This window comes from Amycolatopsis sp. DG1A-15b (genome assembly GCF_030285645.1).
In the GTDB taxonomy this organism is placed as follows: domain Bacteria; phylum Actinomycetota; class Actinomycetes; order Mycobacteriales; family Pseudonocardiaceae; genus Amycolatopsis.
Genome location: NZ_CP127296.1, coordinates 4,989,865 through 5,015,044, shown reverse-complemented (window position 1 = coordinate 5,015,044; position 25,180 = coordinate 4,989,865). Strand labels below are relative to the sequence as shown.

Annotated in this window: 25 protein-coding genes; 18 read left to right on the top strand and 7 right to left on the bottom strand. The window is 71.5% G+C overall.

Annotated features, from left to right (window positions below; all coding sequences use genetic code 11):
- Positions 1-117 precede the first annotated feature (117 nt).
- The 8 genes from thyX to QRY02_RS22640 all read left to right on the top strand — a co-directional run bounded on the left by thyX (position 118) and on the right by QRY02_RS22640 (position 9,381).
- Positions 118-870 carry an FAD-dependent thymidylate synthase gene (gene thyX / locus QRY02_RS22675; RefSeq protein WP_285993526.1) on the top strand — a complete coding sequence of 251 codons (753 nt, stop codon included), beginning with the start codon at positions 118-120 and terminating at the stop codon, positions 868-870.
- Positions 870-1,265: an ACT domain-containing protein gene (locus QRY02_RS22670; RefSeq protein ID WP_285993525.1), complete on the top strand. Its 396-nt coding sequence runs from the start codon at positions 870-872 to the stop codon at positions 1,263-1,265. The genes thyX and QRY02_RS22670 overlap by 1 nt, the downstream gene beginning before the upstream one ends.
- A 127-nt stretch (positions 1,266-1,392) precedes the next feature.
- Positions 1,393-2,634, top strand: coding sequence for an Nramp family divalent metal transporter (locus QRY02_RS22665; protein ID WP_285993524.1), 1,242 nt, complete (start codon positions 1,393-1,395; stop codon positions 2,632-2,634).
- Between the two features lie 25 nt (positions 2,635-2,659).
- Positions 2,660-3,094 carry a hypothetical protein gene (locus QRY02_RS22660; RefSeq protein ID WP_285993523.1) on the top strand — a complete coding sequence of 145 codons (435 nt, stop codon included), beginning with the start codon at positions 2,660-2,662 and terminating at the stop codon, positions 3,092-3,094.
- A 216-nt stretch (positions 3,095-3,310) separates the two neighbouring features.
- Positions 3,311-4,786: a serine/threonine-protein kinase gene (locus tag QRY02_RS22655; protein WP_285993522.1), complete on the top strand. Its 1,476-nt coding sequence runs from the start codon at positions 3,311-3,313 to the stop codon at positions 4,784-4,786.
- Between the two features lie 90 nt (positions 4,787-4,876).
- The gene (dapA, locus tag QRY02_RS22650) at positions 4,877-5,890 is read left to right on the top strand and encodes a 4-hydroxy-tetrahydrodipicolinate synthase (RefSeq protein WP_285993521.1); all 1,014 of its coding nucleotides are present in this window, start codon (positions 4,877-4,879) and stop codon (positions 5,888-5,890) included.
- Positions 5,891-5,934: 44 nt separating this feature from the next.
- On the top strand, positions 5,935-7,584 hold the full coding sequence (locus tag QRY02_RS22645; protein ID WP_502874268.1) for a ribonuclease J: 1,650 nt from the start codon (positions 5,935-5,937) through the stop codon (positions 7,582-7,584).
- A gap of 153 nt (positions 7,585-7,737) precedes the next feature.
- Positions 7,738-9,381: a substrate-binding domain-containing protein gene (locus QRY02_RS22640; protein ID WP_285993519.1), complete on the top strand. Its 1,644-nt coding sequence runs from the start codon at positions 7,738-7,740 to the stop codon at positions 9,379-9,381.
- Here the strand turns inward: QRY02_RS22640 and QRY02_RS22635 are convergent.
- On the bottom strand, positions 9,335-10,708 hold the full coding sequence (locus QRY02_RS22635; RefSeq protein WP_285993518.1) for an amino acid permease: 1,374 nt from the start codon (positions 10,706-10,708) through the stop codon (positions 9,335-9,337). The genes QRY02_RS22640 and QRY02_RS22635 overlap by 47 nt on opposite strands.
- A 100-nt stretch (positions 10,709-10,808) precedes the next feature.
- Positions 10,809-11,756 carry an EamA family transporter gene (locus QRY02_RS22630; protein ID WP_502874236.1) on the bottom strand — a complete coding sequence of 316 codons (948 nt, stop codon included), beginning with the start codon at positions 11,754-11,756 and terminating at the stop codon, positions 10,809-10,811.
- Positions 11,757-11,961: 205 nt separating this feature from the next.
- Here QRY02_RS22630 and QRY02_RS22625 point away from each other — a divergent pair, with 205 nt between their 5' ends.
- Positions 11,962-12,555, top strand: a complete 594-nt coding sequence (locus tag QRY02_RS22625) for a GVDTG sorting domain-containing protein (protein WP_285993516.1) — start codon at positions 11,962-11,964, stop codon at positions 12,553-12,555.
- Positions 12,556-12,682: 127 nt separating this feature from the next.
- Positions 12,683-13,249 (top strand): GVDTG sorting domain-containing protein, encoded by a 567-nt coding sequence (locus QRY02_RS22620; RefSeq protein WP_285993515.1) that lies wholly within the window; start codon positions 12,683-12,685, stop codon positions 13,247-13,249.
- 40 nt (positions 13,250-13,289) lie between these two features.
- Here QRY02_RS22620 and wrbA read toward each other — a convergent pair whose 3' ends face one another.
- On the bottom strand, positions 13,290-13,904 hold the full coding sequence (gene wrbA, locus QRY02_RS22615) for an NAD(P)H:quinone oxidoreductase (RefSeq protein WP_285993514.1): 615 nt from the start codon (positions 13,902-13,904) through the stop codon (positions 13,290-13,292).
- Positions 13,905-13,937: 33 nt separating this feature from the next.
- Positions 13,938-14,753 carry a lysophospholipid acyltransferase family protein gene (locus QRY02_RS22610; RefSeq protein WP_233225498.1) on the bottom strand — a complete coding sequence of 272 codons (816 nt, stop codon included), beginning with the start codon at positions 14,751-14,753 and terminating at the stop codon, positions 13,938-13,940.
- A 155-nt stretch (positions 14,754-14,908) separates the two neighbouring features.
- On the opposite strand from QRY02_RS22610, the gene QRY02_RS22605 reads away from it, so the two are divergent.
- On the top strand, positions 14,909-17,401 hold the full coding sequence (locus tag QRY02_RS22605; protein ID WP_285993513.1) for a DNA translocase FtsK: 2,493 nt from the start codon (positions 14,909-14,911) through the stop codon (positions 17,399-17,401).
- Positions 17,402-17,440: 39 nt separating this feature from the next.
- A complete protein-coding gene (locus QRY02_RS22600) occupies positions 17,441-17,872 on the top strand; it encodes a hypothetical protein (RefSeq protein ID WP_285993512.1) in 432 nt (143 codons plus the stop codon).
- Here the strand turns inward: QRY02_RS22600 and QRY02_RS22595 are convergent.
- From QRY02_RS22595 to QRY02_RS22585, 3 genes are all read right to left on the bottom strand, one after another.
- On the bottom strand, positions 17,865-18,476 hold the full coding sequence (locus QRY02_RS22595) for a nitroreductase family protein (RefSeq protein WP_285993511.1): 612 nt from the start codon (positions 18,474-18,476) through the stop codon (positions 17,865-17,867). The genes QRY02_RS22600 and QRY02_RS22595 overlap by 8 nt on opposite strands.
- A gap of 51 nt (positions 18,477-18,527) precedes the next feature.
- Complete coding sequence (locus tag QRY02_RS22590) at positions 18,528-18,962, bottom strand: phospholipase (RefSeq protein WP_285993510.1); 435 nt, start codon at positions 18,960-18,962, stop codon at positions 18,528-18,530.
- An 87-nt stretch (positions 18,963-19,049) separates the two neighbouring features.
- Complete coding sequence (locus QRY02_RS22585; protein ID WP_285993509.1) at positions 19,050-19,559, bottom strand: amino-acid N-acetyltransferase; 510 nt, start codon at positions 19,557-19,559, stop codon at positions 19,050-19,052.
- Between the two features lie 157 nt (positions 19,560-19,716).
- Between QRY02_RS22585 and rimO the strand changes: the two genes are divergently transcribed.
- From rimO to pspM, 6 genes are all read left to right on the top strand, one after another.
- A complete protein-coding gene (gene rimO, locus QRY02_RS22580) occupies positions 19,717-21,153 on the top strand; it encodes a 30S ribosomal protein S12 methylthiotransferase RimO (RefSeq protein ID WP_285993508.1) in 1,437 nt (478 codons plus the stop codon).
- A complete protein-coding gene (pgsA, locus tag QRY02_RS22575; RefSeq protein ID WP_285993507.1) occupies positions 21,150-21,791 on the top strand; it encodes a CDP-diacylglycerol--glycerol-3-phosphate 3-phosphatidyltransferase in 642 nt (213 codons plus the stop codon). Before rimO ends, pgsA begins: the two co-directional genes overlap by 4 nt.
- A gap of 88 nt (positions 21,792-21,879) precedes the next feature.
- Positions 21,880-22,428: a CinA family protein gene (locus QRY02_RS22570; RefSeq protein ID WP_285993506.1), complete on the top strand. Its 549-nt coding sequence runs from the start codon at positions 21,880-21,882 to the stop codon at positions 22,426-22,428.
- Positions 22,429-22,527: 99 nt separating this feature from the next.
- Positions 22,528-22,986, top strand: a complete 459-nt coding sequence (locus tag QRY02_RS22565) for a helix-turn-helix domain-containing protein (RefSeq protein ID WP_285993505.1) — start codon at positions 22,528-22,530, stop codon at positions 22,984-22,986.
- 285 nt (positions 22,987-23,271) lie between these two features.
- On the top strand, positions 23,272-24,111 hold the full coding sequence (locus tag QRY02_RS22560; protein WP_285993504.1) for a PspA/IM30 family protein: 840 nt from the start codon (positions 23,272-23,274) through the stop codon (positions 24,109-24,111).
- 23 nt (positions 24,112-24,134) lie between these two features.
- Positions 24,135-25,121, top strand: coding sequence for a phage shock envelope stress response protein PspM (pspM, locus tag QRY02_RS22555; protein WP_285993503.1), 987 nt, complete (start codon positions 24,135-24,137; stop codon positions 25,119-25,121).
- Positions 25,122-25,180: the final 59 nt, after the last annotated feature.

Below are 25,180 nucleotides of genomic sequence, written 5' to 3'. Positions count from 1 at the left end.
ACACCACTATGACGTCATTGGTGATGTCAGTCAAGGCGGCGGTGGTGTCACGTGTCCCCCGGGAGTGACCGCCCTCACGCGGTTAGGCTGCGCGGAAGCCGGAGAAGGAGTGCTGACGTGACCGGAACCGTGTCACCCAGAGTGCAGCTGATCGCGAAGACCGAGTTCTTCCCGCCCGGGGACGTGCCGTGGTCGACCGACGCGGACGGCGGGGAAGCGCTCGCCGAGTTCGCCGGCCGCGCCTGCTACCAGTCGTGGAAGAAACCGAACCCGGCCACCGCGACCAACGCCGGCTACCTCGAGCACATCATCGACGTCGGCCACCTTTCGGTGCTGGAGCACGGTTCGGTGACCTTCTACATCACCGGCATCTCCCGGTCCCTGACCCACGAGCTGATCCGGCACCGCCACTTCTCCTACTCCCAGCTCTCGCAGCGGTACGTCCCGGAGCGCGACGCCGAGTTCGTCGAGCCGGAGATCATCGCCGACGACCCGGTGCTGCACGAGAAGTTCCTCGCCGCGACCCGGGCGAGCGTCGAGGCCTACACCGAACTGCTGGCCGGGCTCGAGGAGAAGTTCGCCGACGTCCCGAGCGCGACCCTGCGCCGCAAGCAGGCCCGCCAGGCCGCCCGCGCCGTGCTGCCGAACGCGACCGAAACCCGCATCGTCGTGACCGGGAACTACCGCGCCTGGCGGCACTTCGTCGCGATGCGGGCGACCGAGCACGCCGACGTCGAAATCCGCGAGCTGGCCGTGGAGTGCCTGCGGCAGCTGCAGAAGGCCGCGGCGAACGTGTTCGCGGACTTCACCATCTCGACGCTGCCGGACGGCACCGAGATCGCCACGAGCCCGAAGGTGCTGGAAGGCTGATGAAACGACTCGCGATCGACGTCCGGCCCGGCGAGTACGCCGTCGTGCGGCTGCCCGCGGACGCCGCGGTGCCCGCCGAGCTCTTCGAGCCGGGCGACGCCCTGGTTTCGGTGACGCGGACGCCCGAAGAACTGTCGGTGATCTGCCCGGCCGGCCGCGAGCCGGGCGGGGCCGCGGCCGCCGAGGACGGCTGGCGGCTGCTGTCGGTCCGCGGCCCGCTGGAGTTCACGCTCACCGGCATCATCGCCGCGCTGGCCTCGGAGCTGGCCGCCGCCGGGGTCGCGCTGTTCTCGATCTCGACGTTCGACACCGACCACATCCTGGTCCGCGGCGCCGACCTCGGCGACGCGGTCGCGGCGTTGCGCGAAGCCGGCCACGAGGTCGCCCATCCCTGACTTTTCACCGCCGCCGATCCGGGTACCCGGGTGCCGGGGTGGGAGCGGTCACCCTTGAAAAACAAAGTTTGGCACGCCTAAACTTCGGTTTAGGATCCCCGACATCCGGTTTTCGAGAGGTGGCGTCATGGCTGTGACCGAGGCTGTCCGGCCGAGACTGGTGACCCGCCTGCGCACCGGGTCGGCCCTGCTCGGGCCGGCGTTCGTCGCCGCCATCGCCTACGTCGACCCGGGGAACGTCGCCTCGAACATCAGCGCCGGCGCCCGCTACGGCTACCTGCTGGTCTGGGTGATCGTCGCGGCGAACCTGATGGCCGTGCTGGTGCAGTACCTGTCGGCGAAACTCGGGCTGGTCAGCGGGATGTCGCTGCCGGAGGCCCTGCGCGCCCGCCTGTCCCGCCGCGCGCGGCTGGCCTACTGGGCGCAGGCGGAGATCGTCGCCATCGCCACCGACCTGGCCGAGGTGGTCGGTGGCGCGATCGCGCTCAACCTGCTGTTCGACCTCCCGCTCATCGTCGGTGGGCTGATCACCGGCGCGGTGTCGCTGACGCTGCTGGCGATCCAGGACCGCGGCGGCCAGCGCACGTTCGAGCGGGTCGTCACCGGGCTCTTGGCGGTGATCGCGATCGGCTTCCTGGCGAGCCTGTTCGTCGAGCCGCCGTCGGCCGCGGAGACCCTCGGCGGCCTGGTCCCGCGGTTCGACGGCGCGGGCAGCATCCTCATCGCGGCGGCCATGCTCGGCGCGACGGTGATGCCGCACGCGGTCTACCTGCACTCGGGCCTGGTCCGCGACCGCCACGGCTGTCCCGAAGGCCTCCAGCGCCGCCGCCTGCTGCGCGCGACGCGCGCCGACGTCGGCTTGGCGATGCTCCTGGCGGGCGCGGTGAACCTGGGCATGCTGCTGCTGGCCGCGACGAACCTCCAGGGCCAGGCGGGCGTGGACAGCATCGAGGGCGCGCACGGCGCGGTCTCCTCGGCGCTCGGTCCGGGCGTCGCGCTGCTGTTCGCCATCGGCCTGCTGGCCTCGGGGCTGGCCTCGACGTCGGTGGGCGCGTACGCCGGCGCGATGATCATGCAGGGGTTGCTGCACAAGCGGATTCCGCTGGTCCTGCGGCGTCTGGTGACCCTGACGCCGGCGATCGTGGTGCTCGCGCTGGGCGCCGACCCGAGTGCGGCACTGGTGGTCTCGCAGGTGGTGCTGTCGTTCGGGATCCCGTTCGCGCTGGTGCCGTTGATCCGGCTGACGGCCGACCGTGATGTGATGGGGGCGGACACGAACCGCCGCTCGACGACGGTCGCGGCCTCGGTGATCGCGGCGATCATCATCGCTCTCAACCTGGTGCTCATCTACCTCACGGTCACCGGTTGACCCACGGAACGGGGAAAACGCGGCCATGGCCTGGACCTTCGCCCTCAACGTCGAATGCGGGGATCGCGAGACCCACGCCCGCGACCTCGCGCGGCACTTCGACGGCTGGCCGGCGGGTGTCTTCAGCCGGGACACCGCTTGGTGGTGCGGGATCGCGCCGGAAGGCCTCAGCCGCAACGGCGCGCACACCGACGAGGAAGCGGCGGCGATGACCGCGGCCGGCCGCCGGCTGTACTGGCTGCTCCGGATCGCGCCGCCGGTCTACCGCTACGCGCTCGCCGGCATCAAGACCGAACGGTTCCGCAGCTACGACGAGCTGATGGCGGAGAAGGACCTGACGATCTTCCCGGGGCTCGTCGTCGCCGAGGACATCTGGATCCGGACGGGCAAGCGCGCCGAGTTCAGCGACTTCGCCCCCGGCTACCGCTGGCTTCCCTACCACGGCGAAACCCGCCACTGACGCACCGGCCGACACGCGTACCCACCCGGACGACACGACCGCGGGCAGCCCGGTTCACCGTGTCGTCCGTCCAGGTACGCGAGTCGGCCCTCCGGGTACGCGTGTCGTCCCTCCGGGTACGCGGGCCGGGCGTTCCGCGGCACGAATTGCGCGGAACCCGCGGCGCTCCGCGACGGTCGGACTAGCATCTGCGCGACCGCCGCCCGAAGGAGCACCGTGACCGACGAACAGACCCGGCCCTACCCGCCGCAGGCACCCAGCACGCCTGGTCAGCGGGTCGTCGCCGGCCGCTACCTCCTGCTCGGCGAACTCGGCCGGGGCGGCATGGGCGTCGTGTGGCGGGCGCAGGACCAGGTCATCGGGCGGCCGGTCGCGGTGAAGGAACTGCGGCTGCCCGACGCCGAGTCCGCCGCCGTCTTCTCCGAACGCGCCCTGCGCGAGGTGCGCACCGGCGGGCGGCTCAACGACCCCGCCATCGTCACCGTCTACGACGTCGTCACCGACGGGGGCACCACCTTCATCGTGATGGAGCTCGTCGAAGCGCCCAGCCTCGCCGACCTCGTGCGGCAGCGGGGCCCGATGCCCGCCGCGCAGGCCGCGCAGCTGGGGGAGCGGGTGCTCGCCGCGCTGCAGGCCGCCCACTCCGCCGGGATCGTGCACCGGGACGTCAAGCCCGCGAACATCCTCGTCGCGCCGGACGGCCGCGTGAAGCTCACCGACTTCGGCATCGCCCACGCCGTCGACGACCCGCGGCTGACCACCAGCGGCATGATCGTCGGCTCGCCCGCGTTCATGGCGCCGGAGCGCGTCGAGGGCCGGGAAGCGCTGCCCGCGTCCGACCTGTGGTCTCTCGGGGCGACGCTGTTCTTCGCCGTCGAAGGCTCGATCCCGTTCGAGCGCGCGACCACCGCCGCGACGCTGCACGCGATCATGACCGAGATCCCGTACCTCACCCGCGGCCAGGGCCCGATCGCCGCGGCCATCCTCGGCCTGCTCGTCACCAACCCGGACGCGCGGCTGACCGCGGCGCAGGCCCAGAACCTGCTGACCACGGCGCAGGGCATGCGGCCCACCCCACCACGCGGCACCGCGATGCTCGGCGCCCCGGCGCCGGAGCCGCCGAAGAAGACCCACCGCGCCCTCTGGCTCACGGCCGCGGCCGTGCTGGTGGTCGCCGCCCTGGTCGGCGGCTTCTTCGCGGGCAAGGCCTACGAGACGCCCGCCACCGACGAGCAGAAACAGCCGACCATGACCTACGGCGTCAACGGGCAGCTGCACACCGACATCCGCGGCTACTACCGGTGCTACAACACCCCGGTGCAGGACGGCTCGATCATCAGCGACGAGGACAACAAAACCGAGTGCGGCAACGCGCACACGCTGGAGGTCTACGAGATCGGGAACCTGCTCTCGGTCGAGAACTGGACCTCCGACGACGCCAAGGTCGCGGCCTACCCCGGTCTGGACGCCGTGAAGACGGGCGCCGAGGCGGCGTGCGCGACCGCGTTCCGGTCCTCGATCGTGCCCGAAGCCCGGCGGCCGGACCTCACCTTCCGCGCGCTCGTCCCCACTCAGCCGGAGTGGGAAGCCACGCCGGCCAAGAGCGAGGAACCCGCACGCGAGTTCTACTGCCTGCTCGCCCGGGCCGACGGCGGGCCGATCACCGCGCCGATCGTGACCAAGGTCAAGTAGAAGTTCCGCGACGAGCGGCCGACCCCGGGAAATCCTCCTGGTGACCAGGTCGGCGCGGTTTTCGTCGGACCGGCGAGGTACCGTCTCACCATGTCCAACCCACCTACCGCAGCGCCCGGACGGCCGTTCGGGCGCGTGCTCACCGCGATGGCCACCCCGTTCGACGCCGAGGGCGCGCTGGACCTGAAGCGGGCGCAGGAGCTGGCCGAGCACCTCGTGGAGCTGGGGAACGACGGCCTCGTGGTCAACGGCACCACCGGCGAGAGCCCGACCACGAGCGACGCGGAGAAGCAGCAGCTCATCCGCGCCGTGGTCGAGGCCGTCGGCGACCGCGCGACCGTCGTGGCCGGCGCGGGCACCAACAACACCGCGCACAGCATCGAGCAGGCCAAGCAGGCCGAAGAAGCCGGGGCGCACGGCCTGCTGGTCGTCACGCCGTACTACTCGCGGCCCAGCCAGGCCGGGCTGTACGCGCACTTCACCACCGTCGCCGACAGCACCGGGCTGCCCGTGCTGCTCTACGACATCCCGCCGCGCTCGGTCGTCCCGATCGAGGTCGACACGCTGCTGCGGCTGGCCGAGCACCCCCGGATCGTCGCGGTCAAGGACGCCAAGGGCGACCTCATCGCCGGCTCCGAGGTCATCGCCAACACCCACCTCGCCTACTACTCCGGCGACGACGGCCTGAACCTGCCGTGGATCTCCGTCGGCGGCGTCGGCGTGGTGAGTGTGATCGGTCACGTCGTCGCGGGCCGGATCCGCGCCATGATCGACGCCTACGAGAACGGCGACACCTCCACCGCGCGCACCAACCACCGCGGCATGCTTCCGGTGCTGCGCGCGATGTCCCGGGTCGGCGGGGTCGCCTTCAGCAAGGCGGCGCTGCGGCTGCGCGGCTTCGACATCGGCGAGCCGCGGCTGCCGATCGTCGCGCCGACCACCGAGCAGACGGCCCTGATCGCGGCTGATCTTGCCCAGGGCGGCGTGCCCCTGGGCGACACGGCGGCCCAGGCCTGGCATGGTGAGCGGGTGGCACAAGCAGATTCGCGAGCGGCCTACATCGCGCCGACCTCGCACACCAGCGTTGGGACCCTGCCTCGGTGAGCTCACTTCTCCTAGGTCCAGGCCCCACCAACGCCCCGCCCGCACTGCCCGAGGGAGCCCTGCGCGTCGTCGCGCTGGGCGGCATCGGCGAAGTCGGGCGCAACATGACCGTCTTCGAGTTCGGTGGCCGGCTGCTCATCGTCGACTGCGGGGTGCTCTTCCCCGAGGACGACCAGCCCGGCGTCGACCTGATCCTGCCCGACTTCCGCGCGATCGAGGACCGCCTCGACGACATCGAAGGCCTGGTGCTCACCCACGGGCACGAAGACCACATCGGTGCCGTCCCGTTCCTCCTGCGCTTGCGGCCGGACCTGCCGATCTACGGCTCGAAGTTCACCAACGCGCTGCTCGCGGCCAAGGCCAAGGAGCACCGGCAGCGGCCGAAGCTGATCGAGGTCCGCGAGGGCGAGCGCCGCGACGTCGGCGTGTTCAACCTCGAGTTCTTCGCGGTCAACCACTCCATCCCGGACGCGCTGGCCGTGGCCATCCGCACCCCGGCGGGCGTGGTCCTGCACACCGGCGACATCAAGCTCGACCAGCTCCCGCTCGACGGGCGCCTCACCGACCTGGCCGGCTTCTCCCGGCTCGGCGACGAGGGCGTCGACCTGTTCTGCGTCGACTCGACCAACGCCGAGGTGCCCGGGTTCGTCATGCCCGAGCGCGACATCGGCCCGGTCCTCGACGACGTCATCCGCAAGGTCGACCAGCGCGTGATCGTGGCCTGCTTCGCCAGCCACGTCCACCGCGTCCAGCAGGTCCTCGACGCCGCCCAGCGCCACGGCCGCCGGATCGCGTTCGTCGGCCGGTCGATGGTCCGCAACATGGGCATCGCCGCCGACCTGGGCCTGCTCAACGTGCCGGACGGCCTGCTGGTCGACCTCGACCAGGCGAGCACCCTCCCGGAGAGCAAGGTCCTGTTCGTCTCGACGGGTTCGCAGGGCGAGCCGCTCTCGGCGCTGTCGCGGATGGCGCGCGGCGAGCACCGGCAGATCTCGATCCGCGCGGGCGACACCGTCGTGCTGGCCAGCTCGATGATCCCGGGCAACGAGACCGCGGTGTTCGGCGTGGTCAACGGCCTGACCCGGCTCGGCGCGAACGTCGTCCACCAGGGCAACGCCAAGGTGCACGTGTCCGGGCACGCGTCGGCGGGCGAGCTGCTCTACCTGTACAACGCGGTGCGCCCGAGCAACGTCATGCCGGTCCACGGCGAGTGGAAGCACCTGAAGGCCAACGCCGAGCTGGCCATCCGGACCGGCGTCGCGCCGGACAACGTGGTGATCGCCGAGGACGGCGTGGTCGTCGACCTGGTCGACGGCAAGGCGTCCCGCACCGGCCGCGTCGAGGTCGGGCACGTCTACGTCGACGGCCTTTCGGTCGGCGACGTCGGCGAGTCGACCCTGTCCGACCGCCTGGTGCTGGGCGAGGGCGGGTTCATCTCGATCAGCGTCGCGGTGGATTCGAGCACCGGCCGCCCGGTCAGCGCCCCGACGGTGTCCGGCCGCGGCTTCTCCGACGACCCGAAGGCGCTCGCCGCCGTCGTGCCGCTGGTGGAGATGGAGCTGGCGCGCACGGAGGCCGAAGGCATCACCGACACGCACCGGATCGCGCAGGCGGTCCGCCGGGTGGTGGGCCGCTGGGTGGCCGACACGTACCGCCGCCGCCCGATGATCGTCCCGACGGTCATCCCGGTCTAGCCCTGCCCCGAGGCGGTCTTCGGTGCGTTCGCCGCACCGAAGGCCGCCTTCGGCATGAGTTCGCCGTCCTGTTAGGCCGTCCGGCCCACGAGCTGCTGCTTCGCTGCGGGATAACCTTGATCCCCACCCGCCTCGCGCAGAGAGGCCGCGCCGATGGGACGTCATTCGGACGGCAGACGACGCCGGCTGCTCGTGCCTGCCCTGGCGACCGGTCTCGTGCTCGTCCTCGGAGCCGCCGCGTGGGTGACGGTGACGACCGTGCGCGCCCGGCCGGCGTGCGAGCAGCCCGCGAAGGTCCTCGTCACCGCGTCCGCGGACATCGCGCCCGCGCTTTCGCTCGTCGCGCACGGTCTGGACCTGCAGTGCGGCAGCATCGAGGTCCAGACGCGGGAGGCGACGCCGGCGGCCGAGCGGCTCGCCCTGTCCGACGGCAGCCCGCGGCCGCAGGTCTGGGTGCCGGATTCCACGCTGGCGCTGCGGCGCGCCCACCAGCTCGGTGCCTCCGACGTCCCCGAAACCGGGGCGTCGGTGGCGAGCTCGCCGGTGGTGCTCGCGGTCGCCGCGGACGTCGTCAAGGGCCTCGGCTGGCCCGATCGGGCGCCGTCCTGGACGGAGGTGCTGGCCGCGCCCGGAGTCGTCCCGGGCATGTCCGACCCGTCGCGCGACGCGGTCGGCGCGGTGGCGCTGCTCGGCCTGCGGGACAGCGTCAAGGCGTCGCCCGAGCCGTCGGCCGCGTATGTGGCGACGCTGCGGCGCTTCTCGGCCAACACGCTCGGCGCGGAGACGGAGCTGATCGCGCGGCTGCCGGGCTCGAGCGACGGCGGGGGCACGGCCGCGGTGACGGCGTTCCCCGCGTCGGAGAACTCCCTGCTGCGCCACAACGTCGAGGACCCGAAGTCCCCGCTGGTCGCCGTCTATTCGACGGCGGTGCCCACCTTGGACTACCCGTTCGCGGAGCTGGGCGGGATCACCCCGCAGCAGCGCCCGATCGTCGAGGCGCTGCGCGACGCGGTGCTCGGCGACGCGGGAGCGGACGCGATCGCCCGGACGGGCCTGCGCGCGGCGGGTGGCCAGGCGCTGCGCAACCACCCCGACGACCCGAGGGTGCTGCCCGAGGGCATCCGGACGGCGAACCTCCCGCCCGCGCCGGTGGTCGACGAGCTGCTCAACCAGTGGGCGGGGGTCAACCTGAGCGCGCGGGTCCAGGTGCTCGTCGACGTGTCGGGATCGATGAACGCGCAGGTCCCGGGGACGGCCCTGAACCGCATGCAGGTGACGATGGAGGCGGCGGCGAAGGCGATGCACCTGTTCAAGCCGGCGACCCAGCTGCGGATGCTGGCGTTCTCGACCCGTCTGGACGGCGACAAGGACTACCGCGAGCTGCTCCCGATGGCCTCGGTCGCCCAGCACCTGGCGAGCGGAGCCCTGGACAAGCTGGGCCAGGTCAAGGCCACGCCGGACGGCGGAACGGGCCTGTACGACAGCGTCCTGGACACGTACCGCACGGCCCGCCGCGAGTGGGAGCCGGGGCGGCTGAACCTGGTGATCGTGATGACGGACGGCCGCAACGAGGACCCACGCGGGATTTCCCGCGCGGACCTGCTGGCCGAGCTGGCGAAGCTCCAGGACGCCCGCCGCCCGATCCCGCTGATCGGCGTGGGCATCGGCCCGGACGCGGACAAAGCGGAACTGGACCAGCTGACCGCGGCAACGGGAGGGCAGGCGTTCGTGGCCCCGGACCCGGCGAAGATCACGGACGTGTTTTTCGGGGCGCTGTCCCGCCTCGCCGGCGGATGAGGGCGTAAACGCCCAGGATCACCGCCAAGCTGATCAAGCTCAAGTACAGCTGCGCCCGCGCGTCGGAGTCCACGAAGAGCATCGATGCCACCACCACGAGCGTCAGCACCAGCGTCACCCAGCTCAGCCACGGGTATCCCCACATCCGCAGTTTCAGCGTCTCCGGTGCCGTTTCCTCCAGCCGCCGCCGCATGCGGATCTGTGAGCCGCAGATGATCGCGTACACGAACAGGGCCACCGCGCCCGCCGAATTGATGATGAAGTAGAAGATCTTGTCCGGGGACACGTAGCTCATCACCACCGCCACGTACCCGACCGACGTCGAGGCCAGGATCGCCTTCCACGGCACACCCCGCCGGTTCGTGTCCGACACCCACGCCGGGGCCCAGCCGTGGCGCCGCAGTGCGAACAGCATCCGGGATGCCGTGTACAGCCCCGAATTCAGCACCGACAACGCCGCCGTCAGCACCACCGCCGACACGATCGTCGTCGCCGCCGGGACGCCGAAGCGGCCGAACGCCGCCGCGAACGGGCTCGTTTCGCTCGGGATCTCGCGCCACGGCGTGATCATCACCAGCAGCGCCACGGAACCCACGTAGAACACGATCACCCGCCAGACGATCGTCGAGGTCGCCTTGCGGACCGCCGTCTCCGGCTGGTCGGACTCCGCCGCCGCGATCGTGACGATCTCCGCCCCGAAGTACGAGAAGATCACGATGACCACGCCGTGCACGACCGAAAACGGCCCGTTCGCGATGAAGCCGTCGAGGCCGATGTTGCCTGCCGAGAAGTGCGCGTCCGGCCAGAGCCCGAGCACGAACAGCGTTCCGAGCAGCAGGAAGACGACGATGGTGGCGACCTTGATCGACGCCAGCCAGAACTCCGTCTCGCCGAAGGACCGCGCCGACGCCAGGTTCGTCGCCGTCAGCAGCAGCATCAGCGCCAGCGAAAACACCCACTGCGGCACGCCGGGGATCCAGCCCTGGAGGATCTTCGCGCCCGCGACGGCTTCGAACGCGACCACGCCGACCCAGAAGTACCAGTACAGCCAGCCGATCGTGAAGCCCGCCCAGCCGCCGAGCGAGTCGCGCGCGTACTCCATGAACGAGCCCAGCGCCGGCGACGCGGTCGCCATCTCGCCGAGCATCCGCATCACGAGCACGACGAGCAGGCCGCCGATGGCGTAGGACAGCACGGCGGCCGGGCCCACGGTGTGGATCACCGCGCCGCTGCCGATGAACAGGCTCGCGCCGATGATGCCGCCGAGGGCGATCATCCGGACGTGCCGCTGCCGCAGGTCGGGCCGCAGCCCGGACTCGGTCGTCAAGGTGCTTCCTCCCCGGGGGTACGTGGATCGCGGAATTTTCGCACCCGCGGCCCGCCCGGTGCAGAATTTGCGCAAGCGGTGACGACCCCCGGCAGGCGGCTCAGCGGGCGAGGATTTCCGAGTTCCGCTGCACGACGTACGCCCCGCCCAGCAGGATCGCCGACCCGAGCAGCTGCGGCCAGGCGAGCTGCTCACCGAGCAGCACCCACGCCGCGACCGTCGTGATCACCGGCTCGACCAGCCCGAGCACGCTCGCCACCGACGCGGGCAGGTGCCGCAGCGACGAAATGCCGCAGACGTAGGCGAGGACCGTCGCGACCAGCACCAGCAGGGTCAGCAGCAGCCACACCGGGGGGTGCCAGGCCCCGAACTCGACTGCCGAGCCGAGCAGCCCGGCCGGCCACGTCCACGGCGGCGCGACGAAGCTGATCGCGACCGCGCCGATCACCATGCCCCAGGTGACCAGGCCCAGCGGGTCGATGTCGGCCACCGCGCGTTCGCCGAGCAGGAAGTACCCGGCCGAGCACAGCGCCGCGCCGAAGCCGGCCAGCAGGCCGAGCCCGTCGAGGGTGACGCCTTCCCAGACCTGGGCGACCAGAGCGAGTCCGGCCATGGCCAGCGCGATGCCGCCCCAGACCGCCCGCGGCAGCCGGTGCCGCCGCACGAACCGCACCCACAAGGCGATGAGCACCGGCGAGACGAACTCCAGCAGGATGGCGATCCCGACCGGGATCCGGCCCGCGGCGACGAAGTAGAGCAGCTGCACGCCGGCCACGCCGAGCAGGCCGTACCCGGCCAGGACGGGCAGCTCCGCCCGGCGCACCCGCAGCTTCCGCGGCGCCACCAGCGCCACCCCGGCGAGCAGCACGACGCCGGCCAGCGCGATCCGCGCCGCGGCCACCTGCTCCGGGGCGATCCCGGCGGACATCACGGACTTGCCGAGGGTGCCGGACGTGCTGAAGAACAGCGCGGCGAGGAGGACGTAGGTGGTCCCGCGGCCCCGGTGGGCGACCCGGGGTGGCGCGAGGACGGGGAGTTCGGTGGTCACCATCGCGACTGTAGGTGGCCCGGTGTCACCGTCGAAGCGATTATCCCGGTTACCCGGGTCATGGGTCACCGAGTCCGTTTCGTTACGTCCGGGTCGGAACCGGGCATCGGGGCGGACGTCTTCCGGATGTCGCAAGAAACAGGGGACCCCGCGATTGATCTGGCGGGGAGCGAGTTTCTTTTTTTGATTCGCACACGTATTCGTCGTGCGAAGAATCCTGGAGGGGAAAATGTTGCGAGTAATTGCTGCTGCCGCGGGCGTCGCCGCCGGTTTCGTGCTGCTGTCGCCGGTCGTGGCGTCGGCTGCGGAAGGAAACGTGGCATCGGTGCATGTCGACGTGTCGGGAAGCACGGTGACGCTCACCGTTACGTGTGTCGCCATCGGTGTCCCGGCTGAAGCGCACTACTTCGCTCGCTCGGGCGACCGTGAGCTCGGCGGGGGGTCCCTGGCGCCGAAGGGAAACAAGCGTTCCATCACGTTCAAAGGGGTGCAGCCGGGGGACTACCGGGCTGAAGTCTATTGCGACAAGGCCGACAAAGACTTCGCCGGCGTTACTCGGTTCTTCGTCGTCCCCAAGCCCGCGCCCGGCAAGCCCGCCCAGCCCACCAAGCCGGCTCAGCCGGCGGTGAAGCCCGCGCCGCAGGTGGCGGCGAAGCCGCAGGGTGCGCCGCAGACCGGTGGTGGCCCGGCGGATGACGAGTCCGGTGCCACGCCGCTCGTCGCGGGCGGCGCGGTCGCCCTGGTGGGTGCGGCGGGTGCCGGTGCTTGGGTGTTGCGTCGTCGTGCGGCCCGGCGCTGATCCGAAGTCCGGGTTGCCGGGTTTCTCGAGGTGGGGTCGGGGGCCCCGCGTTTTTGTTCAATTCGCGCACGTATTCGGCGTGCGATGAATCCTGGGAGGGGAAATCATGCGAAGAATTGCTGCTGTCGTGGGGGCGGCCGCCGGGTTCGCGCTGCTGTCGCCGGTTGTGGCGTCGGCCGCGGAAGCGCCGACGGACTATCCGACATCCATGGAGGTCGTGGTGGAGGGGAATGCCGTGGAGGTCAAGGGGGAGTGCTCCAGCGGTGACGTCGAGGCCGAAGCGGGTTACCGTGTGCCCGGCCGGAACGCGCCGATCGACCACAACGTCATGCTCACGAACGGGAAAACGAAGTACGTCCCGTTCAAAATGGTGTCGCCGGGAAGGTACGAAGCTTACATGGTCTGCTACGAGGACAGGCCGGGCTCTCCCGTGGTTGTGCGGACCTTCACCGTCGGGAAGCCCGCCAAGCCCGCCCCGTCGACCAAGCCGACGCAGTCCGCCAAGCCGACCCAGCCGGCGGCGAAGCCCGCACCGCAGGTCGGGGTGAAGCCGCAGGGTGCGCCGCAGACCGGTGGTGGCCCGGCCGATGACGAATCCGCCGCCACGCCGCTGCTCGCAGGCGGCGCGATCGCCCTCGTGGGTGCGGCCGGCGCCGGTGCCCTGGTGCTGCGCCGCCGCGCGGCCCGGCGCTGACCCGACGTCCGGGTGCCGCCGCTTCGGTGGCACCCGGACGTCACTCCGCGCGCTTCAGCCCGGTCGCGACGTGCGTGGTGATGGTGGCCAGCCGCCGGCCCTGCAGGCGCAGGGCGTCGAGCGCGACGTCGTCCGGCGCCGCGGACTTCCGGGACACGAACGAGCCGCCGTACGGGTTGCCGGATTCCTTCAGGTGCGGGTCGGTGTAGCCGAGCGGGACGACGATCGCGCCCCAGTGGTAGAAGACGTTGTTGATCGCCAGCAGCGTCGACTCGAGGCCGCCGTGCGCGGTGGACGCCGTCGTGAACGACGTCGCCACCTTGTCCGCCAGCTTTCCCTGCGCCCACAGGCCACCCGTGCTGTCCAAATAGGACTTGAGCTGGGCGGCCGGGCCGCCGAAGCGGGTCGGGCTGCCGACGGCCAGCCCGTCGGCCCACTCGAGGTCGCCGAGGGTGGCGAGCTCGTGGTGCGGGCCGGCGTCGACCCAGGCCTGCCAGCGCGGGTTCCGCGCGATGGCCTCGGCGGGCACCGTTTCCGGCACGGTCCGCACCCGCACGTCGGCCCCGGTCTCGCGCGCGCCCGTGGCGAGGGATTCGGCCAGGGCGGCGGTGTTCCCGGTCGAGCTGTAGTAGACGACGAGTATCCGTGTGCTCACGTCGCCGACTCTAAGGGCGCCGCCCGGGGTGTCTCACAGTACGGACGGCGGCTTCCAGGGGCTGACCGTGTCGGTCGGCCGGGTGGGGTCGTGGAACTTCGGCCGGTCGAGCTCGTCGCGGCGCAGCGGGACGAGGCCGTCGGTGATGGCCTGCATGATCTTCGCGTGCGCGCGCACCCCGGCGCCCGGTCGCTGCGTGTCGATGTCCGAGAGGTCGACGGGGTCGCCGAAGTGCACCCGGAACCGCGGGCGGCGCAGCGGCGCGCTGAGCCCCGAGCGGGCCAGCGGGACCAGGTCCGCCGGCCCGTTGACGGTCTCGGTGCCCCAGTAGACGGCCTCGTGCGCGCCCCACTGGCTGATCGGGATCACCGGCACACCCGCCGCCAGGGCCAGCCGCGCCGCGCCGGTCTTGCCGCGCTCCGGCCACAGGCCGGGGTCGTGGCTGATCCGGCCCTCCGGGTAGACGACGATCGGCTCGCGCGTGGTCTTCATCGCTTCGACGGCCTCGGCGAACTGCCCGACGGCGGTCCCGGCGTGCTTGCGGTCGACCCGCAGGTGCCCGCTGACCCGCAGCGCCGGCCCGATCACGGGCGCGTCGAGGATGCCGCCGGCCAGCATGAACCGCGGGTTGATGCCGATCCGCTTGCACGCCGCCATCAGCACGAAGGCGTCGAACACGCCGATGTGGTTCGCGGCCATGAGCAGCGGCTTGCCCCGCAGCTGCGCGGGCACCCGGCCGCTGACGGTCAGCCGCCCGACGAGGTTCACCAGCCCGCGGTCGATGTTCAGCATGGTCCGCCAGATGGCGGGAGCACGGCGGGGCGGTTCGTCGGTGCGCAGCGCGAGCATGGGGCAGAGCATGGCAGACGCCGATTTCACCCGTTTGCGCACTGGCCGGATCGGTTCACCCGGATGGCCGCTCGACCTCCGGTGTGAGGCAGAAGTTCACCCTGGGCCGAGAGTGGCGCACGGGGCGATCGGCGACGGCCGGTTACCGTTGAGGCATGGCTGGGTCGGCGACGAGGAAGAGAAGCACCGGAAGCGGCGCGAAGGGCGCAGCGGCGCGTAAGCCGCGTACACCCGCGAAGCCTCGTACGTCGTCCGCTCGCAAACCCCCGCCACGCAGCCGCCGCAAGACGCCCGGGCTCTTCGGCAAGGGCGTCCGCGGCACCTGGAACCTGCTGGCCAAGGGCCTCGGCACGCTGGCCCGCACGGTCGGGCGCACCCGTGAGCTCGAGCCGGAACACCGCCGCGACGGGCTCGCGCTGGGCCTGATCGGCCTGGGCATCGTCGCGGCCGTCGGCGTCTGGTGGCGGGCGGCCGGGCCGATCGGCACCGGGGTGGAGATCGCCACCCGGACCGTCCTCGGCGCGGGGGCGGTCACGCTGCCGCTGGTGCTGGTCGTCGTCGCCGTCGCGCTGATGCGGTCCGAGCCGCACCCGGAGACGCGGCCGCGGATGGTGGTCGGCACGATCATGGTCGTCCTGTCCGTGCTCGGGATGCTGCACATCTTCACCGCGCTGCCCGACACCAACGACGGCCGGATGTACGCCGGCGGCATCGTCGGCGCCTTCTCCGGCGGCCTGCTCACCATGGGCGTCACCACCTGGGTCGCCGTGCCGCTGCTGATCCTCGCGCTGTTCTTCGGCGTGCTCGTGTTCACCGGCACGCCGGTCCGCGAGATCCCGCACCGGCTGCGCCACTGGGGCCTCGACGAAGAGGAGATCGCCGAAGCCGAGGCCCAGCGCTCGGGCTTCGCGACCGACGAGGACACCGTCACCGAAGCCGACCCGAAGTCCGCGCGGCTGCGCAAGCCGTCGCGGCGCCGTCAGGCGGCCGACGCCGGCGAGCAACTCGACCTCGAGGCCGCCCTCGCCGAGGCGCCGACGCCGATCAAGCCGCCGAAGGCCCTGCCCAAACCGCCCGCCGAGGTCCCGGAGAAGAAGCCGAAGAAGACCCCGGAACCGCCGCTCGCGGTCACCCGCACGGTCGAGGGCGACTACCAGCTCCCGCCGCCCGACCTGCTGAAGCTCGGCGACGTGCCGAAGTCCCGCAGCAAGGCCAACGACGCCATGATCGAGGCGATCACCGGCGTGCTGGAGCAGTTCAACGTCGACGCGCAGGTCACCGGCTTCACCCGGGGCCCGACGGTCACCCGCTACGAGGTCGAGCTCGGTCCGGGCGTGAAGGTCGAGAAGATCACTGCGCTGACCAAGAACATCGCGTACGCGGTGGCCACCGACAACGTCCGGCTGCTGGCGCCGATCCCGGGCAAGTCCGCGGTCGGCATCGAGGTGCCCAACTCCGACCGCGAGATGGTCCGCCTGGGTGACGTCCTGCGCGCGCCGACCACGGTCAAGGACAACCACCCGATGGTGATCGGCCTCGGCAAGGACATCGAGGGCCACTTCGTCACCGCGAACCTGACGAAGATGCCCCACCTGCTGGTGGCGGGGTCCACCGGTTCCGGTAAGTCGAGCTTCGTCAACTCGATGCTGGTCTCGCTGCTCGCGCGGGCGACGCCGGACGAGTGCCGGATGATCCTGATCGACCCGAAGATGGTCGAGCTGACGCCGTACGAGGGCATCCCGCACCTGATCACGCCCATCATCACCCAGCCGAAGAAGGCCGCCGCCGCGCTGGCCTGGCTGGTGGAGGAGATGGAGCAGCGCTACCAGGACATGCAGGTCAACAAGGTCCGGCACATCGACGACTACAACAAGAAGGTCAAGTCGGGCGAGATCACCGCGCCGCCGGGCTCGGAGCGCGAGTACCGGCCGTACCCGTACATCATGGCGATCGTCGACGAGCTCGCCGACCTGATGATGACCGCCCCGCGCGACGTCGAGGACGCGATCGTCCGGATCACCCAGAAGGCCCGTGCCGCGGGTATCCACCTGGTCCTGGCCACGCAGCGGCCGTCGGTCGACGTCGTCACCGGCCTGATCAAGACCAACGTGCCCTCGCGGCTGGCGTTCGCGACGTCGTCGCTGACCGACTCGCGGGTGATCTTGGACCAGCCGGGTGCGGAGAAGCTGATCGGCATGGGCGACGCCCTGTACCTGCCGATGGGCGCCGGGAAACCGGTCCGCATCCAGGGCGCGTTCGTCGGCGACGAAGAGATCTCGGCGGTCGTCAACTACGCCAAGGAGCAGGCGCAGCCGGAGTACCAGGACGGCGTCACGGCCCAGAAGGCGGGCGAGAAGAAGGAGATCGACCCGGACATCGGCGACGACCTCGACGTCCTGCTGCAGGCGGCGGAGCTGATCGTGACGTCCCAGTTCGGCTCGACGTCGATGCTGCAGCGCAAGCTGCGGGTCGGGTTCGCCAAGGCGGGCCGCCTGATGGACCTGCTGGAGAGCCGCGGCGTGGTGGGCCCGTCGGAGGGCTCGAAGGCCCGCGACGTGCTGATCAAGCCGGAGGAACTGGAGTCGGTCCTGTTCATGATCCGCGGTGGCGGCCCGGTGGACGCCGACGCGAGCGACGACGACGAGTAGCGCGTGCAACCCCGGCTCGGTCCGTTCCGTCCTGGCTTCGTGGACCTACAGCGATTCGTAGCCGGACTGTTCGCCTTCGCCGTCGTCACGGTGGGCGCCGGGAGCTCGGTCGCCGCCGGGCAGCCCGCTGCTCCCCGGCCCGCCTCGGCGCCGTCGACCGTGAGTGCCCCGGCCGGGCACGACGTCACCCTGCGGCTGGGGCAGGAGGTCGCCGTGCAGGGGAAGGACCTCACCGTGCGCTACACGCGGGTCGTCGCCGACTCGCGGTGCCGGCCCGGCATGCAGTGCATCTGGCAGGGGGAAGCGACCCTGGCGTTCCTGCTGAAGGAGCCCGGCCGCGGCGAAAGCACCACGGCCGAGCTGCACAGCGGCCTGCGCACCGGCCCGCAGGAGACGTCGTTCGCCGCCAGCCGGATCGAACTGGTCTCGGTCAGCGAGGACGCGGGGGAGGCGACCGTCCGGGTCAGCTGAGCGGCGTACCCCAGTGGTCGAGGTAGGCCACTTCGGCCAGCGGGGTGCGCGCGGCGGGCTTGAAGTCCGGCACCGTCGTGTACGCCACCGGCAGCAGCCCGGCCTGCGTGTGGCCCTCCGGGATGCCGAGGATCTCGGCGGCTTCGGCCTCCCGCGCCAGGTGGTACGTCGTGAGCGTCGACCCGAGCCCGCGGGAGCGCAGCGCCAGCTGGAAGTTCCACACCGCCGGGAAGATGCCGCCGTAGAAGGCCGCGTCGGCCGCGTTGTCCCCGGCCGGGCGGCCGGCCAGGACCGGGATCACGAACACCGGGACGCGCTCGATCACGTCGATCAGGTGCCGCCCGGACGCCAGCGCCCGCGACGGCGCCGCGTCGGCCCGCTCCGCGAGGTAGGCCTCGCCGACCTCGCGGAAGATCGTGCCGAGCCGGTTCTTCACGTCCTGGTCGCGCACCACGAGCCAGCGCCAGGCCTGGACGTTGCCGGGCGTCGGCGCCTGCAGCGCCAGGTTCAGGCACTCGTCGAGAACTTCGGGTTCCACCGGCCGGTCGAGGTCGAGCTTCCGCCGGACGGCGCGGGTCGTGCTGAGGAGATGATCAATGTCCATGAGCCCCATCCTGACGGGCCCGGGCCGACGGCGCGGCCCGGGCCGCCGGGCTCAGCCGCCGAACTTGCGGACCGCCTGGTAGTACGTCCAGGCCGCGCCCTTGCAGGCGATGTTGGACCCGCAGACGCTCTTGAGGTCGGAATACAGGTTGTCGTCGATCTTCAGCCGGTTCGCCGCGGTGAACCGGCCCTGCTTCTTGTAGTTGCGGTAGCCGAAGTCGTGCCGGTGGCAGCCCGGCAGGAACTGCCAGCCGAACGGGGTGTCCGGCGACCAGGAACAGCCGTCGGACGACCAGTCGAGCTGGCCCGGGTACGGCGCCTGGTTCCGGATCGTTTCGAAGCCGGACAGGGACGTCGAGAAGAGGTACTGGTCGGTGACCGCCGGAATGTCGGTGGCGGCCGCGGTGCCGGTGCCCAGCAGGGCGCCCGCGCCGACAGAAACGGCCACCGTCACGGTGGCCCCCAGGTTCCGCAGTGTCGCGCGCATCGGTTTCCCTTGTCGATCGGTGGACAAGTGCCCGATCAGCTTCCGGCAGGGCAGTGGCGCACGTCACCGCCCGAACGGAGGTTTCACTCAGAGTTCGAGCAGCATCCGCGAATTGCCCAGGGTGTTCGGCTTGACGTAGGGGAGGTCGAGGAATTCGGCGACGCCGGTGTCGTGCGACCGCCGCATCTCCTCGTACACCTCGTGCGACACCGGGGTGCCGTCGATCTCGACGAACCCGTGCCCGGTGAAGAAGCTCGTCTCGAAGGTGAGCACGAACAGCCGCTTGAGACCCAGCTCACGTGCTTCGTCGACCAGCCGGGCCACGAGCACCCGCCCGACCCCCTGGCCGCGGACGGCCTTGTCGACCACGACGGTGCGCAGCTCGGCGATGTCCTCCCAGAGCACGTGCAGCGCGGCCGCGCCGACCACTTCATCACCCACTTCGGCGACCCAGAACTCCTGGACCGCCTCGTACAGCGTGACCAGTTCCTTCTCCAGCAGGACGCGGCCCGCGTCCTGATCGACCAGGGCCTTGATCTTGCGAACGTCGGCGATCCGGGCGCGGCGGACGGTCGGGCGGAGCGAGTCGGACGGCACGATCGTCCACCCTGCCACACCGCCCGGGCGGTGTGGCGACGCAGCACGCTTTGGGGGGCCGGGTGGCGAAGCCCCCGGCTCGGGGCGAAGCCCCGGTTGTCACGACCGGGCTACGCCGTCGTCGGGCTGCCCGGGACCGGCGGCTACGCTGAACGTCGTGCCTTCCCCTGCCACGGACCCAGCCGCCACCCGACGCGTCTCCCTGCTGACCCTGGGCTGCGCCCGCAACGAGGTCGACTCGGAGGAGCTGGCGGGCCGGCTCGCGGCCGGCGGCTGGGAGCTGGCGGCCGATCCGGACGACTCCGACGTCGTGGTGGTCAACACCTGCGGCTTCGTCGAGTCGGCCAAGAAGGACTCCGTCGACACGCTGCTCGCCGCGTCCGACACGGGCAAGAAGGTCGTCGCCGTCGGCTGCATGGCCGAGCGCTACGGGCACGAGCTCGCCGACAGCCTCCCGGAGGCCGACGCGGTGCTCGGCTTCGACCACTACGCCGACCTCTCGGCCCGGCTCGACGACGTCGTCGCCGGCCGCAAGATCGCCTCGCACACGCCGGGCGACCGCCGCAAGCTGCTCCCGATCAGCCCGGTCCAGCGGCCTGCCGCCGCGGAGACGGTCGAGGTCCCGGGGCACGCGCAGCACGGCTGGGGCCCGCGGGTGCTGCGCACGCGCCTCGACGACTCGCCGGTGGCCGCGCTGAAGATCGCTTCCGGCTGCGACCGGCGCTGCTCGTTCTGCGCGATCCCGTCGTTCCGCGGCTCGTTCGTCTCGCGGCAGCCGGACGAGATCGTCGCCGAGGCGATGTGGCTGGCCGAGAACGGCGTCAAGGAGCTGTTCCTGGTCAGCGAGAACTCGACGTCCTACGGCAAGGACTTCGGCCGCGACGGCGCCACCGCGCTGGAGCGGCTGCTGCCGCGCCTGGCGGAGATCGACGGCATCGAGCGCGTCCGCGTCTCCTACCTGCAGCCGGCCGAGACGCGCCCGCAGCTGGTCAAGGCCATCGCCACCACGCCGGGCGTCGCCGAGTACTTCGACCTGTCGTTCCAGCACTCCAGCGAGCAGGTGCTGCGCCGGATGCGGCGATTCGGCTCGACCGACTCGTTCCTGGCGCTGTGCGAGCAGATCCGCGAGTACGCGCCCGAGGCGGGCATCCGGACGAACGTGATCGTCGGGTTCCCCGGCGAGACCGAGCACGACCTGGCCGAGCTCGAGCGGTTCCTGACCGGCGCGCGCCTCGACGCCGTGGGCGTCTTCGGCTACTCCGACGAGGACGGCACCGAAGCCGAGACGTTCGACGGCAAGCTCGATCCCCAAGAGGTCGCCGAGCGCGTCACCCGGATCTCCGCGCTGGTCGAGGAGCTGACCACGCAGCGCGCCGAGGACCGGATCGGCACCTTCGTCGACGTCCTGGTGGAGCTGGACGACGACGGCGAGCTCACCGGCCGCGCGGCGCACCAGGCCCCCGAGGTCGACGGCGAGTGCATCATCCTCGACGCGCCGGAGAAGGTCCAGGTCGGTGACTTCCTGCGCTGCGAGGTCGTCGACTCGGCGGGCGTCGACCTGATCGTCCGCGCGGTACCGGACGCCGACCGGTGAGTGCGCTCCCCAGCGACGCCGCCGACGAGGGCCTGGCGCACGACGCCCCGGCCCAGGTCCCGGAGCCGACCCCGGTTCCGACGCTCAACGTCGCGAACCTCCTGACGTTGTCGCGGCTGGTCCTGGTGCCGCTGTTCGTCGTCGCGCTGTTCGTCGGCGACGGCCACGACACGACCTGGCGCGCGCTCGCGACCGGGCTGTTCGCGATCGCTTCGGCCACCGACCAGCTGGACGGCTGGGTGGCCCGCAAGTACGGCCTGATCACCGACTTCGGCAAGATCGCCGACCCGATCGCGGACAAGGCGCTGACCGGCGCGGCGCTGGTCGGGCTGAGCGTGCTGGGCGAGCTCGGCTGGTGGGTCACGATCGTCATCGCGGTCCGCGAAATCGGCGTGACGCTGCTGCGGTTCTGGGTGATCCGGCACGGCGTGATCCCGGCCAGCCGGGGCGGGAAGGCCAAGACGATGGCGCAGATCGCCGCGATCGTGGCGTACCTGCTGCCGCTGCCGGCGGGGGCGGACCCGGTGCGGTGGGCGTTGATGGGGCTGGCGGTGGTGCTGACCGTGGTGACCGGCGTCGACTACCTGCTGCGGGCGGTGCGGCTGCGGGCGGCCGGGCGCCGGGTCACCGGGAGCTGACGGTGGACCGTGGCGGCCGGCCCGGCGGCGTGCACGAGTCGTTCACTACGTCGCCGCCCGGGCGGTCCGCCCGAGGCCGGGGTGCCGGATGAGCCATCCGCGAGCTGCGGTGTCCCCCGGCGACGAGCAGGCCGCCGCGCTCGTCGCGGCCCTGGCCGCGCGGGGCGAGACCGTCGCGGCGGCCGAGTCGCTGACGGCCGGGCTCGTCTGCGCCACCCTCGCGCGGGTGCCGGGGGCGAGCGCGGTCCTGCGTGGGGGACTGGTCGTCTACGCGACCGAGCTGAAGGCCGCACTGGCCGGTGTCGACCCCGGGCTGCTGGCCGAGCACGGCGCCGTCCACCCCGAGGTGGCCGCCCGGCTGGCCGAGGGCGCCCGCGACCGGTGCGGCGCCACGTGGGGCCTCGGGCTCACCGGCGTGGCCGGACCGTCGGCTCAGGACGGCGTCGAACCGGGCACCGTGCACATCGGGCTCGCCGGGCCGGGAACACGGACACCGCGTCTTTCGGGGGAGCCCCCCACCCGAGGCGAAGCCTCGGATGTCACAGTCCGTACGCTGGCCTTGACCGGCGATCGCGACTTGATCAGGACCGAGTCGGTCTTGGCCGCGTTTGCCCTGCTCGGGGAACATCTGGCGTGAAACACGCGTTCGCCCTTGGCGTACGTGCACACCAACTCCTGCGCCCGGGGCGCCGCTCTGGGTAACGTAGGGGGTACTTGTTCGGAAGGGAGGCGCGTGATGACCGTGCTGTTGCGTGAGGCGATCGGTGATCGGCTCCGTCATGCCCGCACCAACCAGCGTCGTACGCTGCGCGACATCTCCCGCGCCGCCAGGGTCAGCCTCGGCTACCTCTCGGAGGTGGAACGGGGCCAGAAGGAGGCGTCGAGCGAACTGCTCGCGTCCATCTGCCAGGCCTTGGACCTTCCGCTCGGCGAGCTGCTGCACAACGTGGCGGCGGACGTTTCGGCTCTCGACAACGTCGAGGTCCCACCGGTCGACGAGCGGATCGTGGAAGGCACGCCCCGGGAGAAGCGGGGCGCCGAGGCCTCGGCGGCCGGCATCGAAGGCGGCCGCCTGATGTCGGAGCTGATCGGGAACGACCTCGCCGACCTGCGGGTTTCGCCCGCACCGAGGATGAACACGACGTTGCGGACGACGATCGGGCAGCCCAAGCTGGCTTCCACGATCGCCGCCTGAGGGCGTGGACGGGGCGAAGTGTGCTCGCCCCGATCGGTCGCCTGGAGCACCGTTTCACCCCTGATTTCGGCCGACGGCCCCGGGCAACCCGCCCGGGGCCGTCGGCGTTACCTCCAGGGGTGATCAGGGGCGAACCCTGAAATCCCCCGGGGTCGCCTGGAACGGACGTGGCCGACCTGACACGATGGAACCCGACGCCGGGGTCGGTGCGTTGCAGATGCAGGGGAGTGACGCCCCACCCCGAGTTACCAAGGCCCGTGGGACGCAAGAAGGCAGGCGGAGGAGATGGCCAACCCGTTCGTGAAGTTCTGGAAGTACATGATGGCGGCGTTCTCGTCGAAGATCGACGAGCACGCCGACCCGAAGGTACAGATCCAGCAGGCCATCGAGGAGGCGCAGCGCAACCACCAGGCGCTGACGCAGCAGGCCGCCTCCGTGATCGGCAACCAGCGGCAGCTGGAGATGAAGCTCAACCGGCAGCTCGGCGAGGTCGAGAAGCTCCAGGCCTCGACCCGGCAGGCACTGGTCCTCGCCGACGAAGCCCGCTCCAAGGGCGACGAGCAGAAGGCCACCGAGTTCGAGAACGCCGCGGAGAGCTTCGCGACGCAGCTCGTCACGGCCGAGCAGAGCATCGAGGACCTGAAGACGCTGCACGACCAGTCGCTGCAGGCCGCGGCCCAGGCCAAGAAGGCCGTGGAGCGCAACTCGCAGATGCTGCAGCAGAAGCTGGCCGAGCGCACCAAGCTGCTCTCGCAGCTGGAGCAGGCGAAGATGCAGGAGCAGGTCTCCGCCTCGCTGAACCAGATGAGCCAGCTGGCGGCACCGGGCAACACGCCGTCGCTGGAAGAGGTCCGCGACAAGATCGAGAAGCGCTACACCACGGCGCTGGGCTCGGCGGAGCTGGCGCAGAACTCGGTCCAGGGGCGCATGATGGAGGTCCAGGCCTCCACCACGCAGATGGCCGGCCAGTCGCGGCTGCAGCAGATCCGCGCGTCGATGCACGGTGACTCGGTCGCCCAGGTGACCGACGGCGGCAAGGCGGCTCCGGCGGCGAGCAGCCAGGCCGACATCCAGCGTGAGATCCAGGCGCGGGTCCAGGCCGAGCAGGGCAAGAACCCGGCCTGACCACATCGAAGGGGGCGTGCACCATGGGGCAGCAGGGCAGACGGCGTGACTTCAGTGAGCTGAGCGCGAAGCTGGAGAAGCACATCGAGAAGCTGCCCGACTACGCCGTGCGCGCCCAGGAAAAGCTCCAAAAGGTGCAGAAGTACTTCCCGCCGGCCGAGCAGGCCGGCGGGAAGCCCGCACCGCCGCGTCCGAACCCGCTGCAGCGGCCGCCGGTCCGGCGGCCGGACATGACGGCCTCGCTGTCGTCCATGGCGAGCCAGGTCCCGGCGTTCGCCGAGGCCCGGGCCAAGTGGGACCGCTGGAACCACCCGGCCGCGAAGCTCGAACGCCGCAAGCGCCGGACGTCCCGCGCGCTGACGCTGTGGATCCTGCTGACGATCCTGTGCGGCGTCCTCACCGTCGCGGCCGGGATGGGCTGGATGAGCGCCGCGGCGACGCCGATGATGCCGCAAGCGATCGTGGGATTCGCCGCGGCCGTCGTGTTCGGCACGTTCAGCGTCCGCTCCGGCCTCAAGCTGCGCGAACTGAAGCGCACCCCGATCCCGGCGGCACCGGCCGGCCCGCCGCCGCTGCCTCCCGCCCGCTCGGCGGCCCGCGAGCCGATGGAACGCCTCGCCGAGTGCGAGGCCTCGCTGACGGAGCTGCTGCGCCAGCTCTCCGTACCGTCTTCGCTGGGGACGCCCCCGGTCTCGGAGGTGTCGGTCGCCGACGCCCGTCAGACGGCGACCGAGGCGGCAGCCGCGCTGCGCGGCCTGGCGGCCCGCATCCACGCGATCGAGCGCGGCCGCGACTCGGCACCCGCCCGCGAGAAGGCCGCCCTCGACGCAGCGGTGGCCAAGCTCCGCGAGCAACTCGACGACGGTCTCGAGGGCTACCGCGGCCTGGTCGCCGCGGCCGGCCACACGGTCGCCGCCGCCGGCGACGGCCTGGTGACGTCCAAGCAGGCCCTCACCGACGCCACGGACCACCTGGCCGGCCTCGCCATGGCCCTCCGCGAACTCTCCTGACCCGCACCTCCCGTGCTCCCGAGGTCGACACACGTGATTGAAGGGTCGACACACGTGAT

Bases quoted from the DNA above. Each gene is read 5' to 3' on its own strand.
- QRY02_RS22670 (WP_285993525.1), top strand. From the start codon at position 870: ATGAAACGACTCGCGATCGACGTCCGGCCCGGCGAGTACGCCGTCGTG.
- QRY02_RS22665 (WP_285993524.1), top strand. From the start codon at position 1,393: ATGGCTGTGACCGAGGCTGTCCGGCCGAGACTGGTGACCCGCCTGCGC.
- QRY02_RS22660 (WP_285993523.1), top strand. From the start codon at position 2,660: ATGGCCTGGACCTTCGCCCTCAACGTCGAATGCGGGGATCGCGAGACC.
- dapA (WP_285993521.1), top strand. From the start codon at position 4,877: ATGTCCAACCCACCTACCGCAGCGCCCGGACGGCCGTTCGGGCGCGTG.
- QRY02_RS22640 (WP_285993519.1), top strand. From the start codon at position 7,738: ATGGGACGTCATTCGGACGGCAGACGACGCCGGCTGCTCGTGCCTGCC.
- QRY02_RS22610 (WP_233225498.1), bottom strand. From the start codon at position 14,753: ATGCTCGCGCTGCGCACCGACGAACCGCCCCGCCGTGCTCCCGCCATC.
- QRY02_RS22605 (WP_285993513.1), top strand. From the start codon at position 14,909: ATGGCTGGGTCGGCGACGAGGAAGAGAAGCACCGGAAGCGGCGCGAAG.
- QRY02_RS22595 (WP_285993511.1), bottom strand. From the start codon at position 18,476: ATGGACATTGATCATCTCCTCAGCACGACCCGCGCCGTCCGGCGGAAG.
- QRY02_RS22590 (WP_285993510.1), bottom strand. From the start codon at position 18,962: ATGCGCGCGACACTGCGGAACCTGGGGGCCACCGTGACGGTGGCCGTT.
- QRY02_RS22570 (WP_285993506.1), top strand. From the start codon at position 21,880: ATGAGCCATCCGCGAGCTGCGGTGTCCCCCGGCGACGAGCAGGCCGCC.
- QRY02_RS22565 (WP_285993505.1), top strand. From the start codon at position 22,528: ATGACCGTGCTGTTGCGTGAGGCGATCGGTGATCGGCTCCGTCATGCC.
- QRY02_RS22560 (WP_285993504.1), top strand. From the start codon at position 23,272: ATGGCCAACCCGTTCGTGAAGTTCTGGAAGTACATGATGGCGGCGTTC.
- pspM (WP_285993503.1), top strand. From the start codon at position 24,135: ATGGGGCAGCAGGGCAGACGGCGTGACTTCAGTGAGCTGAGCGCGAAG.